Raw genomic sequence first — 14848 nt, forward strand, 5'->3', positions numbered from 1 at the left:
GGTGATTTTACAATGACCGCTCTGTCCTGGGGTTTTACCATTTTTATCTGCTTGTATCTTTTTTTAGTTGGTGCCTGCTGCGCCAGCTTTTTGCTGGTGGTGGTTCATCGCACCATAACCCCCGGCAGTCTCCCCTTTTTTAAGGGCCGCAGCCATTGCGATGCCTGCGGTGCCGTACTTACCGCCCGTGATTTGGTTCCGGTGTTCAGCTGGATTGTGCACAAGGGCCGCTGCCGTCACTGCGGCCAGCCCCTTTCTCCCCTGTACCCCATCAGCGAACTGATTGGCGGCCTGGCAGCCGCCTGGGCCTTTGCAGCTTATCCCCTTAGTCCCGGCAAGCTGGCTCTTTGCCTTCTGGCAGGTGCTTTTCTGCTGCTCATCGGCTTGTACGATGGCCTCACCATGGAAATTCCAGACCTGTACACTCTGCTGCTCTGCCTGCCAGCGGTTCTCAGCGTATGGATATTTCCGGAGATTTCTCTCACCAGCCGCATCATTGGCTTGTTTGTCATCAGCCTGCCGCTGCTCATCATCACCCTGATAATCCCCGGCGCCTTCGGCGGGGGCGACATTCAGCTCATGGCAGTATGCGGCTTTATGCTGGGCTGGCAAAACACGCTGGTGGCGTTTATGATTGCCCTTCTGCTGGCCTGCGGCCAGGCCATTGTACTGTTTGCAACCGGCCGTGCACAGCCTGGCCAACGGCAGCATATGCCCTTTGGCCCTGCTCTGTGTGCCGGCTCCTATCTGGCGCTGCTGTTTGGCACTCCCATTGTGCAGTGGTACCTCTCATTTTTTCCTGCTTAAAAGGAGATAGTTTTCATGCCTGAATATATCTACTGTGGTAAAACCGCCGAGGGCAAACAGGTCAAAGGCACTCTGAATGTTGCCGATGAAAAAGCCCTCTACGACGCTCTTAAAAAAGATGGCGTCTATCTTACCCGCTGCGAATTAAAAGAAGACACAACCGGACGCAAAAAAATGCTCAAAGCTATGGAACTCAGCGAGTTCTGCCGTCAGCTTTCCAGTCTGACTGCGGCCGGTATCACCCTCAGCCGTGCGCTGAACATCATTCTGATGGGCAAACCAAAATCCGCTGCTACCGACGCCTACCGTGAGGTACAAAAGCTGGTTCAGCAAGGCCGGCCCCTCAGCGATGCTCTGGCCCAGCAGGGCATCTTTCCGGAAATGATGATTAATATGTTTCGTGCAGGCGAAGCCAGCGGTCAGCTGGAACAGGTAGCCTCCAAACTGGCCACCCATTACCAAAAGGAGCACCGCATGGATAACCGCATCAAAAGTGCCACCATGTACCCCAAAATTCTGGCTCTTGTGTGTGTGGGTGCTGTGCTCATCATCTTTTTGGTGGTTATGCCAGAGCTGGAACCCATCTTTCAGGGTATGTCCATCCCCATTGCCACCCGCATGATGATGGCTTTCTCCCACTTTCTGGCCGAAAAATGGTACATCCTGGGCATTGCAGCGCTGTGCTGCATGGCAGCGGTACAGGTTGCGTTCTCCTACCCTATGGTGCGCTTTTATTGGGATAAGCTTAAACTGCAAGCTCCCATCGTCAAAAATCATATGCGCATCATCTACACCGCGCGGTTTGCCCGCACCCAGTCCAGCCTTTATTCCAGCGGCCTTTCCATGCTTCGCAGTCTGGAAATCGCCTCCTACACCCTGGGTAACTCCTACATTACCAGCCAGTTCTCCCAGGTAATCCGCCAGGTGCGAAGCGGCGAGATGCTCAGCCAGGCCATTCAAAGTGTGGATGGCTTCGACTCCAAGCTTTCCCCCACCATCTATGTAGGCGAGGAAACCGGCCGGCTGGATCAGATGCTGGAAAACATCGCAGAAAATTACGAATACGAGGCCGATTTGGCTCTTAACAAGCTTACAGGCATGATTGAACCGCTCATGATTGTGTTCATGGCCGGTATTGTGTGCCTAATCATGGTTGGCGTACTGGTACCCATCTGGGGTATGTACGGCAATGTGTCCTGATACAAGGAGGCAAGTGTAAGGAATGCAAGTCCAATATACATTATATCTTTCGGACCATCAGCTGCTGCTGGTGCGCAGCAGCTCCAACGGCAAAACATTAAACTTTTTAAAATCCTGGCGGCAGCCTCTGCCCGCTGGCTGTATGCTGGCTGGCGTGCTGCACGATGCCGAGGCCATGGGCAATGCCATGCTGGAACTGCGCAAGCAGGCCGGTAATTCTGCGCTGAAGGTGCAGTTGGTGATTGATTCCAGCCAGGTCATGGCAAAAACCCTGTCGGTTCCCCTTGCGCTCAATGATAAGGAAACCCATGGCGTTGTGTTAAAGGAGCTCTCCGAGCTGGACTCCACCAATCGTGACCTGGTATACGACTACACCGCCATGCGCCCCGGCGAACAGCAGGACCTTCTCTGCTTTTGTGCCGAGCGCTCCATGTTGGAGCAGCTGACCCAGCTGGCCCAGCAGGCTAACATCAAACTCACTGGCATTACCACCGCCCTGTCCGGCTGTGTACGCATGGTTCAGTTCCTGCCCCAGCTGGCTCAGCTCAGCTTTATTCTATGTGTGCTGGACGGTTCCTCTGTTACCACCTATCTGTTTGGCAATGGCCGTTATCTGATGAACACCCGCAGCCACCTCATTACTCCCCGCGGCACACCTGCGGTGGTGGGCGAGCTTTTGGGCTACATCAGCAGCATGATTCAGTTTAGTCAGAGTAATAAAGCCGCCGAACCTGCCCACACGGTTTACTTCTGTGGCCTGCAACCTGCCGAGGAACCTGGCTGCCGGGTAGTGGCCGATACCTTCCGCATCACCGCCGAGCCTCTGCCCGATTTTTCCCAGGTTAATTACCGGGATAATGCAGACATCCTTTTGACGGATGCCTTTCCTCTGGCTGGCTGTATGCTTAAAACCAAGGCCAAAACCACCAACTTCCTGACCCAACTCAACAAAAAAGAGGATTCCACTCTGGAAAAAAGCACCGCCTCTTTGCCCTGGGCTATTCCCGCTGGTCTGGCTGTGGCGGTGGGCATTGCCTGGGGTGTCATCGCCTTTGGCAACCACCAGCTGCAAAGCCAGATTAACCAGCTGCGCCAGTACACCCAAAATCCCGAAAATCTGGCCCTCATGGCTCAGGCCGAAACTGCCCGTACCATTACCGGGTACTACCTTTCTGCCGAGGCCGAAGCGCTGCGGGCCAAAAATCTGTTGCTTACCTCTCCCCAGCTCACAGCAAGCATGCTTGCCCGGGCCAACAATGCCGCAGGTCTTGCCGCTACCATCACCAGCTATAACTTTGTACAATCCGCCCGCACCATTACTTACAGCTGCTCTGCTGCGGATTATCGGCAAATTGCCGCTGTGGTAGCCCGCTTCCGCAATCTGGAAGACTACGCCTCTCTTATTTACACCGGCTATTCTCAAAACACCCAGACCGGCACCTACGATTTTCAAATCGTGTGCACTTTAAATGATGTGGAGGTCTCCTGATATGCAGTACAAACTTACACAGCGAGAAAAAATGCTCCTTTTTGGTCTGGCCATTTTTGCAGTGCTGGCAGTGGGGTATATGTACCTGATTTCCCCCGCCCTCAACAAGCGCCTTACATTGCAGGACGCCCTCTTAACCGAGCAGGACAAAAAGTTTAGTATGGAGCAAAGCATCCAGCAGCTGCCTCAGCTGAAAGAGCAGCAGGAGCAGGCCCGGCAAAGGGCCATCGAGGCCGGCAAACTGTTTTACCAGCCTCTTAACACCAACCAGGCCACCGAGCTTGTGACTGCCCTCACCGACCTGCATGGTCTTGTTGCCACCGACATGAGCATTTCCGGCCTTTCGGTGAAGGATCTCAGCAGCGGTGAACTTTCCGAAATCACCACCTACGGCTATACCTGGGGCAACCAGATTCAGGCCGCCCAGCAGGCCGAAGGCAACACCTCCGATGCTCAAACTACTCCCAACACCACAGGGGGGGACACTGCACAGGTTCTTTCCTGCCTGGTTTCCATGACCTGCACCGGAGAAGAAGCTGCCCTTCAGGACTTTTTCACCGATCTGGCCGACCGTGTTCCGGTACGGCTCATGACCTTTGACAGCTCCCAAATGGGCAACTGGAGTATCACGCTGGAGCTGTATATGCTGGATGCCATTCAGTAAGGTTCAGGCCGCCATCGGTCCGGCCCTGCTGCTGTAACCAAAAAAAGGAGGCCGCCATGGCGCATCTGTTCCACTCCCGCAAAAAAGGCTTTATCCTGCTGGAAGCCCTGGTTTTTATCACACTTATGATGATTCTGGGTGCTTCCATGCTGGCCACTGCCTACAACGACCGGCAGCGCAGCCGGGAATATGTACTTAACAACGAAGCCCAGAGCCTGGCTGCCAACGCTCTCTATCTATTGGTAGACTCCGAAAGCCAGCGTATTGCTCAGAGCGGCCAAACCGAATACCTGGGCAAAACCGACCGGCTGGAAACCACCCTCAGCGTTACACCCCAAACAGCAGAGGGCGAAAGCTCCTATACCCTCACTGGCGATGTGATAATCACCATTGCCCAGCCAGAATCCAACAGCAGCCTTTATGAGCTTACAGCAACTGCCTGGGTAACAGGCAACACCGAAACCGAGTCCGTAAGCATGACGGTGCAGCTTATTTCCGGCGATTTGACTCCCCCCACTCTCTATGGTGCGGGGTTGTCCGGCTGGCTCAAAGCCAGCCGCCCTCAAGAAAGCGGCGGTACCGGTGACGCAGGGGCATTTCAGCTCACTCTGGGCACAGGCACCGACCTGTATCTCCACCCGCAAGACATCCTTTCGGGCCAGTCCAATTCCTCCCTCACCCTGCTGGACAGCCAGCTGGGGGGCAATGTGGCACTGGATGGGGCACAGGTTCACCTGGTAGGCTCCTCCGTTACCGGTATGCTGGTAACAAACCAAAGCCTCACGCTGGAAAGCAGTATTTTTAACAGCACCGATGGGCAAGGCAAATCCACCCGGCTTACCGGCATTTACATGGCCAGCAGCTCCAATGCCAGCAGCCCCAATCTGCTCACCATGTATCCTGGCAATTACATCAAAAACGGTTCAATCTATGCCGATTCCTTTTTGGATTACGGCGGCAATACCGTAGTAGACGGCAGTGTTATGGTGCGGTCTATGGCTGGCCAAAACAACGACGATGCCAAACAAAAGGTTCCCGTGGTTTATGGTGCCGATGGCATTCCCGTCTACATTGCCAATAACCCTGCCTTGCAGCGGGCTGGCAATTCCAATTTCAGCATTACCGGCATTGGCAGCCTGGCCGATCGTTCTTCCAACTTGTACCAATTTCAGCCCAAGCTGGCCGCCCAAGCCCAGGACCTGGACAGCACGACCCAACTGGCCCCTCCCACCACCGATAACGCCAACATTTATAAAGTGACACAGGACAGCGTCGCTACCCTGTCCAACTCCCAGCCCAGTCCAGAAAACAAGGTGGGTAATATAATTTATATGGAGCAGGGCTCCACCCTTAACCTGAATGGCAGCGGTCCCTACTATTTATATGTATATGGCAGCGGCCAAAACTGCACGGTTACCGTCCCCAGCGGGGCAACCATCTACGGATGCCTGCAAAATGTAACCGTCCACATTCAAAATACCGAAGGACAAATCCCCTCCCTGACCCTGAACTATGTACCTCCCGTTGCTGTTCAAGGCGATGAAAGCACCTTGCTGGCTCCTTCCAGCCAGGGGCACGACTATCCCTATCTGCAAGTAATCTCCATCTCTCGCACCAATTCCCACTCTGAATAAAAAGGAGGATTGAACCTTGCCCAAACCATCCACAAAAAAAGGCTTTACCCTGGTAGAAATCACGGTAGGCATGGTGGTGCTGTCCTTTGCTGCACTGGTTCTTGCCTCCTTCGCACGGGCCACCTGGGCCCTCCAGCTGGAAGCTGATGCAGAACGAGACAACGACAATCAGCTGCGGCAGTCTCTCTATCTGCCCAGCGGAACCGACCAGGAACGCACCCCTGCATCTGTACAATTTACCGCAAAAAATACAATCAGTAATGTTCTTGGGCCATCTTACACACCTCTGGTGCAGGCTGTTTTTAACAACAGCCGATTGCTGTTTGCCTCCAGTCCCCAGTTTCTGGGCGCCAGCCTCTGGCAGCAAAGCAGCGATGCCGTACCTCCTTCCTCCGATGTACTGTACCACGACTCTCTCTCCCTGCCCGCACCTAATCTGGCAGGCCTCACCCTCACACCTTTCCAGAATTTAGCTCCGGACAGTGTTTATCTGGCCGCCGGAAGGCTGCAAAGTACCGCTATACTGGAAATCAACCTCATCTCCCCTGTCATTGTATTGGAAGGCGGAACTTACGAGCTCAACAGTAACTCCGTCATTCTGGCCGGCTCTGCTTCCCAGGCTACTTTGGTTTATGTCCAGGGTGATTCCACCATTGACGGCATTCCCCTGCCTGCTGGCTGGTATCAGGCAAGTATTCACCAATCCCTGGGTGATTTTGCTTCCAACGCCACCTCGCTCCGGTTGGATGCTGGCCGTTTTGCAGGCTCCGCTCCCACACTCAGCCAAAAACAGCGGCTTAGCCAGTTGCTGAATATTGCATACGCACGCATTCAGCTAGCCGGATTCTTTTAACCCCATATTTTTACATCATACAGAAAGGATTGTTCACCATGAAACGCCGTTCTGGTTTTACCCTTATCGAACTGGTAGTCGCCATGGTACTGGGCGGCATGCTATCTGCCGTTCTAGTGCCCATCTTACCCATTGCCCAAAAGCAGAACTACCAGGCACAAAACACCGCCGCTGCCAGCCAGGCAGGCGAATCCATTTACAGCTATGTGGTAGACCTGCTCAACGACGCCGACCGCATCTATCTGGGCGACGACAGCGATCACCCCGAAAACCCCGAAGATTGGAACCAGCTTTCCGTTAACGAAAACGGCCTGCTTACCCTGAACGGTGCCACCGTCTACGGGCAGGATTACCAAAACGACTGCAATCTCATTCTGCAAGCGCAGGCCCAGGGCCGCAACAGCCTTTCCCTTACCATTACACTGCAACAGATCAAAGGCGAACAAGCCACCCTTTACCAGCGCACCGCCGCCTTCCAGCCTTCTACCCTGAATGCGCAGGTAACCGGCGCACTGGAAGGCATCACCGGGCAGCTTCTTTCTACCCGTACTACCTTTGCAAACCAGCAAGGCCAGGCAGAGGCCCAGGCTGCCACATCCGAAAACCTAACCATCTACTTTACCGGCACATCACCCGAAGACCTTCCAATCCTGCCGGACGAAACCCCTGTTCCGGACGAAGGCTTCTCTCCTGTTGTGAGCAACCAGCCAAGCTCTACTATGCTGATTCTGCTCATGTCTTCCGGTCGGGTGGATTTGGATGAGGAACATTCCACCAAATCCATCACCACTACCCTTACCTTTCCGGCCGACGCAGACCCAAACACCCTTCAGCTGAATTGGTCCTGGAAGGCTCAGAACGGCCAGCAGGGCTCCGGTACCAACAACGAGTACTTCACGGTTTCCATCAGCGAGCCGGTGAAGGATGAGCAAGCCGGTAAATGGGTCTACACCCTCACCTTTACCGCTCTTAAATCCACCCCCTACGCCGTGGAGCTTCATGCCGATGCCAGCTGCCAAAAAATCGGCGGCACTGCGGAAGATTTGCTAACCGCTCATGATTTTACCACGGTTACGGTCACTTTGCCGGAGTCAAGCCCCTCTCCTTCTTTAACTCCAACCCCAGCCCCCTCCACTCCTCCTGTGCAAACTGGTGATTTGGGCATTTACCGCACAAATGGTTGGAGTAAGCTGGAGAATATGCCCTCTGTTTCCGGCCGAACCATCTTAATTGAACTAACCGATTGGAATTACAAAAAATTCGGACTTTTTGAATCCAGCGTTAGTGGACCTCTATACGCCGAATGGACCATCGAAAAAATCGTAGCACCCGACGGAACTCCTCTCTCAACCGAAGCTGTTTTTGGAAATTCTTTCCCGCAAATAACCAAAAGTATTTCCATCTCTGCCAATCAGGAATGCATTGTAACGGTGAAAGCTACTACCGCACGGGTGGATGATTATAACAAAAATCCGGATTCTATCCCCGATGGGCAGTCCTCCACTTTTACCATCGTTTTTTATTCCGGAGCCAATTCTGCTCTCATGGAATGGGACATCAACCTGAGCAAAAGCGATGCTGGCGCCAACAATAAGTTCTACACCACCGAATACCATTCCGTTCCCAACATCAGCCAATCCTTTGTATCGGCAATTTACACCATCAAAATTACAGGCCAAGGCGAAGCCAAAACTGCTTTGGAAAACCTGTTTAACGCCCAGCCCATGGTCAATATCAGCACCTATAAGGGAGACTATTCCTGGGACTGGAGCGAAAACAGTATCTTCCGCTGGAACAACAGTTCCAACTATACACCTAACTCCATCGTAAAACCTTCTGCCCAAAAACTGCTTTACGATTCCAGCAGCGACAGTTACAAAGCAGTAATTCCCCTGTATTTCGATGAAGTGAACCCCGGCGGCCTGCCGCACTTCCAGGAATACCAAATTTGCTCCTGGGTCTGGGAGAAGTACGACAGCACTTATGATGTTTGGATGCACCCCAGTGCTCCCAACACTAAGCGCTCTGCCACCGTCAAGGTCACCCAGCCCACCCCCATCATCCAAACTGGGGATGGAACCAACATCGAGCCAGGCAGCACCCAGCTGATTTATCTGGAGGATTTACAGTCTGGCACCGCACAAAACGCCTTGTTCAATGCGCTTAACAATACCGCAACCGGTGCCCTGATTGGCGACTGGTCCTTTATCCGCCACTGGCCTCAGGTAAACTACCAACCCACTGGAACTTCTGTTCTCAATGTTGCACAGGCTTTCAATGGCGGCACCATCAGCCCCGGCACCTACACGGTCACCTTTAAACCCAACGACCCCACCCAGCCTGCATACACCAGCTACAACTGGTACAACGGATTCACCTTTACCGTTATCATTACCGAAAAGCCCCAGATTTTCTCCGGCACTGTACAGCTCAGCAACGGAAGTCTGGTGGGCGATAACAGCGGTCTGCTGAACGATGGCTACCTCTGGATTGATACCTCCAATGCCTCCAACCTGCAAGCGCTGAAAGCCTACTTCCCCAGTACTGCCCAAACCAACAGCGTTTCCGGCGGCTGGTATATCACTGGCTCCATCAACGCCCAGGGCAATGCAGGCAACGATGTTTTGCCCTCTCTGCTGGGCCAGCAAACCATCGATGCAATCAACAACAGCCAAGATCAGTACAACCCCGCCTACGAGCTGCCCCTCTCGGTGGTACCGTACTCCGAAGGCATCATCCAGCTGGAGTATGTATGTAACTCCGGCCAATATTCCAGTCTGAAAGGCGCTAAGGCAAGCCTTACGCTTATCCTCTACAATGGCAGCGAAAACACCAAGAATTCTCAGTTGATTCAACTGAGAACCCTGGTATCGCAAGGGGATGGAAGCTTTGCTCCCCAGGGCGCCGTACCCTACACCGGAATATTGTCTCAGAACACCGCCACTACCCTGCGGGTACAGGCGTATTGCCCCAGCCAAAACAAAGTGCTAGGCCAATACATCCATAATGCCCTGCTTTGGATGCGTGATGCCCAAACTCATCTGGGCGGTAAAATTTCCAGCAGTCTGGATTTTTCCCAGGCCCCCAGCTTTACCACCCTGCAAGAACCTTCGGATGGATTAAATTCCGCTGCAATCAACGCTGGCGTTGCCATCTGGCAGGCCGACTTTCAGGTGGGCTGGAGCAACCAAGCGCCCCAAACCACAAGCCAGACTGTCACCGGCACCCCCTTCACTTATCAGGACTCCACCTATGCAGGCGGCACTGTTACCCCGCTGGTGGCTCCTCAGTCTGCCACGATCCAGATTGAGTTCCCCTCTCCCATCCTGTCCACCGGCCGTATCCCCACTCCGGATTCCCTGGTAACTGCCGATACCGTCCTTACCATCAACGCCGGCCAGAATCTGATTGTGTATGCACTCAACTAGCTTCATAACACCCTTAAGGGCAACTGGGTTATCACCAACGATGCCACCGGTGCCAGCGTGGCAGGTTCTCCGGTGCAGGGTCGAGACGCACTGGATCTTTCCATGCTAAACACTCCCGGCACCTATACGGTTACTTATACCACCACCGTATACCCCTATTCCATGGCCTCTCCCAGCACCTTTAAGGTAAGGGTGGTTACCATTCCCATTCTGGTTGCCTTCACCGAGGAAGTTTCTGCCATCCAGGACCGCAAGCACTACTACAACAATGCCACGGTACTGGTCAACTGCAAAGAAACCCTCAATCTGTACGCCTACACAAAGGATAAAACTACCTATACCAAGGATACAGCAGGCAGCTGGACCATCGTATCTGACACAGATGGCATACTTCGCAGCCACTCGGTAGACCAAACGGTTGCCGGCTATAATCTTAGTCTGAAATTCAACACAATCACCGAAGGGGAAGCACTTGTCAAGGTACGCTTTACCTCCTCCAAGTCAACTGTTGCTCCGCTGGATTTGTGGATACGGGTTGCCCCCAGCATTCTCAATGAAACTGTCACCGGTCCCACCACCTCAGACGGTGGTTTCACCATCGACAATGGCAAACAAACCGTTATCTCCACCATCGACCCTAATAAAAATCCAGATCTTTCTGTTTTGGAAGATAAGTATCTGCGCTGGTTAGTAAACGATACTGTAATTTTCGATAGCTCCACTGGAGCCACATCTGATACGTATCCCCTCAAGGATGGTAAGAATAAACCCATGATGTATTTCGAAGTAACAAACAGTGGTGCCAAGGTCGTAGTTGGAGGTTACAGCGGTTCTGCTTCTTACAAGCGTACCGTTAAGCTCACTCTGGAGTACTCCGAGGACGGAGATTCCTGGATTTTCTTCGATTCCATTAACATCACCACAAAATAATGAGGTGCTCTCATGCCAAAAACCATGATCCGTCTGGGCGAGGTGCTGGTCGAATACGGCTACATCACCGAAGCCCAGGTTGAGCAGGCTCTTGCCTACCAAAAACAACACAAGGATAAGCGTCTGGGCGAGGCGCTCATCGAGATGGGCTACATCACCGAAGCCCAAATGCTCAGTGCCCTGGCCCAAAAGCTTTCCATGCGATTCATTCCCCTGGATACCTATCCCATCCAGGCAGATTGCGTGGCAAAAATCCCCAAAGCACTGGCCCAACGCTACAACCTCATTGCAGTAGGCACTCGTGGCAACCACCTGGTGGTTGCCATGAACGACCCTCTGAACTTTTACGCACTGGAAGACATCAAGCTGGTTACCGGCATGCTGGTACAGGTGGTGCTGGCCTCGAAAGAGGCCATCCAGCGCGCCATCGAATACCAATACGCCGAGGTGGATGCCCGCAGTGCCGCGGCTGCCAGCAACATTGATGCCGACAGCTTCCAGTCCATGGCAGACCAGATTGACCTGAACGAGGACGACCAAACCCCTGTGGTAAAGTTGCTCAACAGCCTTCTGGTGCGCGGCTACACCACCGGCGTGTCGGATATCCACATCGAACCATACGAAACCGAGCTGCTGGTGCGTATGCGTATTGATGGCCAGCTCATCGACTATGTAACCCTCCAGCCTCAGCTGCACCTGCCTCTGATTGCCCGTACCAAAATCCTCTGCGGTATGGACATTGCGGAAAAACGCCTTCCCCAGGACGGTCACTTTAAAAACACCATCGAAGGCTTTGAAATGAATGTGCGTGCCAATGTGATTCCCACCATTTACGGCGAAAAGGCGGTACTTCGTTTCCTTAATACCACCGCAACCATCGAACGGGCAGACACCTTTGGCATGGACGAAGAAAACTACCAAAAATGTCTGGAAATTCTCCAAAATCCCCATGGTGTTATCTACATTACCGGACCCACCGGAAGCGGCAAAACCACTACCCTGTATCTGATGCTGGAACGCCTCACCAAACAGCCCATCAATGTGGCAACCATTGAAGACCCTGTGGAAAAAAACCTGCCCCGCATCAACCAGATGCAGGTAAACCCCCAGGCTGGCCTAACCTTTGAAATTGGCCTGCGCGCTCTGCTCCGTCAGGACCCGGATGTTATCATGGTGGGCGAGACCCGTGACAGTCAAACTGCCCAAATCAGTGTGCGAAGCGCCATTACCGGCCACCTGGTGCTGAGCACCCTGCACACCAACGATGCAGTCAGCGCCATTGTCCGTATGGAAGATATGGGAGTAGAACCTTTCATGGTGGCCAACAGTCTGGTGGGTGTAGTGGCACAGCGTCTTGCCAAAAAGCTTTGCCCCAGCTGCCGCTATGCCGATACCCCCACCCCCGAAGAACAGGATATGCTGGGGCCGGATGTTACCCAGGTATACCGCTCCAAAGGCTGCCATATGTGCAACTCCACCGGCTATAAGGGGCGTGTAGCGGTACATGAGGTTATTACAATCGACAAAAATATGCGCCGTATGATCAGCGCCGAACAGGACATCGACGACATCTACCAGTATGTGCGGGATAACCAGCACGCCACCACCCTTCGGGGCGGCCTCATTCGTCTGGTCCGCAACGGCGTTACCGACCCCAGCGAAGTAGTTCGTCTCACCTACGGCGCCGACTAAATCCATTCATTGAGAGGAATGTTTCATGACCCTGCAAGATTTAATTATGCAGGCCCGTGCCCAGGGCACCAGCGACCTGCATGTCAGCCACGACCAGCCCCCTTCCTTCCGTAAGCTGGGCCAGCTGTTTCCCGGTGCTCCCCTGGGCCCCGGCGAAGCCGAACAAATGATTTGGGATGCACTCCCTGCCCCCATGCGTACCATGCTGGAAAATGGCGACGATGCCGACTTCTGTCTGCGCACTCCCGATGGCCAGCGTCAGCGTGTCAATGTGTTCCGCCAACAGGGCCACCTGTGCGCCTCCATCCGTCTGCTCCGAGCCGGCATCCCCACCATCGACGAGCTGGGCCTGCCCGGTACCGTCCGGGCCCTTGCCTCCAAGCCCCGTGGCCTGGTTCTGGTCACCGGCCCCACCGGCAGCGGTAAATCCACCACCCTGGCCGCTATGATTCAGCACATCAACACCACCCGACGGGCACACATCGTCACCATTGAGGACCCTGTGGAATATGTCTACGAGCCAGGCACCTGTGTCATCCACCAGCGTGAAGTGGGTGTAGATACCAAATCCTTCGCCTCTGCTCTGCGCAGCTCCCTGCGTGAAGACCCGGATGTCATTCTGGTGGGCGAGATGCGTGACTACGAAACCATTTCCGCTGCCCTCACCGCCGCCGAAACCGGCCACCTGGTGTTCAGTACCCTGCACACCATTGGTGCAGCCAACACAGTAGACCGTATTGTAAACGCCTGTCCCGGCGAGATTCAGCAGGAGGTTCGCACCCAGCTGGCTGGCGTGCTTCAGGGCTGTATCACCCAGGAGCTGATTCCCCTGGCCGATGGCTCCGGCCGCATTGCCGTCCAGGAAATTCTGGTGGGTACCGATGCCGCCCTCAACCTGATTCGTGAGGGCAAGGCCCACCAGCTGCCCAGTGTCATGCAGACCGGCGCCAAGGACGGTATGCAAACCCTGAATATGCACCTGGCTCGGCTTGTGCAGTCTGGCCGCATCGACTATGCCTCTGCCCTCCAGCGCTCCAGCGACCCCGAGGAGCTGAACAGCTACATCCGCTGATTGCCCGCTATACGGCAGCCATCCCGCCGTCAGCTCTCTGTCTGCTTGTGGCGCAGTCAATTTCATCCCAAACATAAAAAGCAAAGCCTTTGCATCTGCAAAGGCTTTGCTTTTTGTTTTTCTAATTCACTTTCACAGCTGGGCTTTCTCCATCGTTCGCCTATGCCCGCTGTCCCTATAAAACCAGACTCCTCTTCACCGCTCCTGGCTCAGTCGCTGCCGAATGGCCGCAAAGGCTCGCTGTTCGCCCTGCTCTTTCAGCAGTTTCAACATCCATTCCAGCTGTTCCCGGCTCTCCGGATGCAGGATGTAATGCCCCTTCCCACGCTGATAATATTCCCAGGGGCTAGCATCCGTATAGCGCTCTTTCATGTACACCTTGCTGGCTGCAATCCGATCACAAAACATCTCGGCTACCAATCGCAAAGGAATGCGGTTTCCTACCATTTGTCCGCTTCCAGCCGGGTCGTAATCAATCCAGTATTCCAGATGATGCCTGTTTCGCCCTTTGTGATGCAGCCATGCCGTACTGCATCCTTCCGCCTGCCGCTGGGCATCGTTTGGGCTGCGGTTGCCCTGAAAATACCGCACACCGGGTATAAATTCTGCCGGGCTGTATTTGGAAAGGTCGTGGGTTATCCCCTGCCACACCAGCCCAATACGAGCACAGTTACAAAATACCAGCCATTTGTGGTAACCTACGGTGGTAAAATGCCCCCAAAGCCGGGCAGGCAGGTTTTTCTTGCCCTCCATGCAGTTGCTCTCCTCTCTGCCGGTATGGCAGCCATATTGTGCTATGTATTATAGCATGGTATGGCTGTTTACGCCAGTCCTTGCTTGGTTATTTCAGCGCTTTTCCAGCGCCTGGCTGGGTTCCGCCTGCTGCTCCAGCAGTTCCTGGGTAATCTGGAGCCCCTTCGCCAAAAACACCGGCACCGGGTATCCCATAGCCACAAAATTCTCGCAGATGCTCCGGGCTTCATTCACCAAAAAACTGGCCAGAGTAAACCAGCCCAGCATCTGCAAAAATTCCAGCCGCACTCCCAGCATATCGCTGCTCAATCGGGTAAGAGCGTGGG

Annotated in this window: 12 protein-coding genes; 10 read left to right on the top strand and 2 right to left on the bottom strand. The window is 54.0% G+C overall.

Features of this window, described 5'->3' with window-relative positions; genetic code table 11:
* Positions 1-12: 12 nt before the first annotated feature.
* From ACH2EM_RS04535 to ACH2EM_RS04580, 10 genes are all read left to right on the top strand, one after another.
* Complete coding sequence (locus ACH2EM_RS04535) at positions 13-807, top strand: prepilin peptidase (RefSeq protein WP_395150929.1); 795 nt, start codon at positions 13-15, stop codon at positions 805-807.
* Between the two features lie 15 nt (positions 808-822).
* Positions 823-2007, top strand: coding sequence for a type II secretion system F family protein (locus ACH2EM_RS04540; RefSeq protein WP_395150930.1), 1185 nt, complete (start codon positions 823-825; stop codon positions 2005-2007).
* A gap of 22 nt (positions 2008-2029) precedes the next feature.
* A complete protein-coding gene (locus ACH2EM_RS04545) occupies positions 2030-3496 on the top strand; it encodes a hypothetical protein (protein ID WP_395150931.1) in 1467 nt (488 codons plus the stop codon).
* A 1-nt stretch (position 3497) separates the two neighbouring features.
* Complete coding sequence (gene gspM / locus ACH2EM_RS04550) at positions 3498-4160, top strand: type II secretion system protein GspM (RefSeq protein WP_395150932.1); 663 nt, start codon at positions 3498-3500, stop codon at positions 4158-4160.
* Positions 4161-4216: 56 nt separating this feature from the next.
* Positions 4217-5794, top strand: coding sequence for a type II secretion system protein (locus tag ACH2EM_RS04555; protein ID WP_395150934.1), 1578 nt, complete (start codon positions 4217-4219; stop codon positions 5792-5794).
* A 16-nt stretch (positions 5795-5810) separates the two neighbouring features.
* On the top strand, positions 5811-6647 hold the full coding sequence (locus ACH2EM_RS04560) for a Tfp pilus assembly protein FimT/FimU (RefSeq protein WP_395150935.1): 837 nt from the start codon (positions 5811-5813) through the stop codon (positions 6645-6647).
* A gap of 38 nt (positions 6648-6685) precedes the next feature.
* Positions 6686-10075, top strand: a complete 3390-nt coding sequence (locus tag ACH2EM_RS04565) for a type II secretion system protein (RefSeq protein WP_395150936.1) — start codon at positions 6686-6688, stop codon at positions 10073-10075.
* Positions 10076-10147: 72 nt separating this feature from the next.
* Positions 10148-11005 carry a hypothetical protein gene (locus ACH2EM_RS04570; RefSeq protein ID WP_395150937.1) on the top strand — a complete coding sequence of 286 codons (858 nt, stop codon included), beginning with the start codon at positions 10148-10150 and terminating at the stop codon, positions 11003-11005.
* A gap of 12 nt (positions 11006-11017) precedes the next feature.
* Complete coding sequence (locus ACH2EM_RS04575; protein WP_395150938.1) at positions 11018-12697, top strand: GspE/PulE family protein; 1680 nt, start codon at positions 11018-11020, stop codon at positions 12695-12697.
* Positions 12698-12722: 25 nt separating this feature from the next.
* Positions 12723-13769, top strand: coding sequence for a type IV pilus twitching motility protein PilT (locus tag ACH2EM_RS04580; RefSeq protein ID WP_395150939.1), 1047 nt, complete (start codon positions 12723-12725; stop codon positions 13767-13769).
* Between the two features lie 195 nt (positions 13770-13964).
* On the opposite strand, the gene ACH2EM_RS04585 is transcribed toward ACH2EM_RS04580, so the two are convergent.
* Positions 13965-14522: a DUF5662 family protein gene (locus tag ACH2EM_RS04585; protein WP_395150940.1), complete on the bottom strand. Its 558-nt coding sequence runs from the start codon at positions 14520-14522 to the stop codon at positions 13965-13967.
* A 93-nt stretch (positions 14523-14615) separates the two neighbouring features.
* On the bottom strand, positions 14616-14848 hold a 233-nt coding region (locus tag ACH2EM_RS04590), incomplete at its 5' end, for a phage holin family protein (protein WP_395150941.1).

The organism is uncultured Allofournierella sp. (genome assembly GCA_944382705.1).
Taxonomy (GTDB): domain Bacteria; phylum Bacillota; class Clostridia; order Oscillospirales; family Ruminococcaceae; genus Allofournierella.

Excerpts from the sequence above, each read along its gene's own strand:
- ACH2EM_RS04535 (WP_395150929.1), top strand. The coding sequence starts at position 13 with ATGACCGCTCTGTCCTGGGGTTTTACCATTTTTATCTGCTTGTATCTT.
- ACH2EM_RS04540 (WP_395150930.1), top strand. The coding sequence starts at position 823 with ATGCCTGAATATATCTACTGTGGTAAAACCGCCGAGGGCAAACAGGTC.
- ACH2EM_RS04545 (WP_395150931.1), top strand. The coding sequence starts at position 2,030 with ATGCAAGTCCAATATACATTATATCTTTCGGACCATCAGCTGCTGCTG.
- gspM (WP_395150932.1), top strand. The coding sequence starts at position 3,498 with ATGCAGTACAAACTTACACAGCGAGAAAAAATGCTCCTTTTTGGTCTG.
- ACH2EM_RS04555 (WP_395150934.1), top strand. The coding sequence starts at position 4,217 with ATGGCGCATCTGTTCCACTCCCGCAAAAAAGGCTTTATCCTGCTGGAA.
- ACH2EM_RS04565 (WP_395150936.1), top strand. The coding sequence starts at position 6,686 with ATGAAACGCCGTTCTGGTTTTACCCTTATCGAACTGGTAGTCGCCATG.
- ACH2EM_RS04575 (WP_395150938.1), top strand. The coding sequence starts at position 11,018 with ATGCCAAAAACCATGATCCGTCTGGGCGAGGTGCTGGTCGAATACGGC.
- ACH2EM_RS04580 (WP_395150939.1), top strand. The coding sequence starts at position 12,723 with ATGACCCTGCAAGATTTAATTATGCAGGCCCGTGCCCAGGGCACCAGC.
- ACH2EM_RS04585 (WP_395150940.1), bottom strand. The coding sequence starts at position 14,522 with ATGGAGGGCAAGAAAAACCTGCCTGCCCGGCTTTGGGGGCATTTTACC.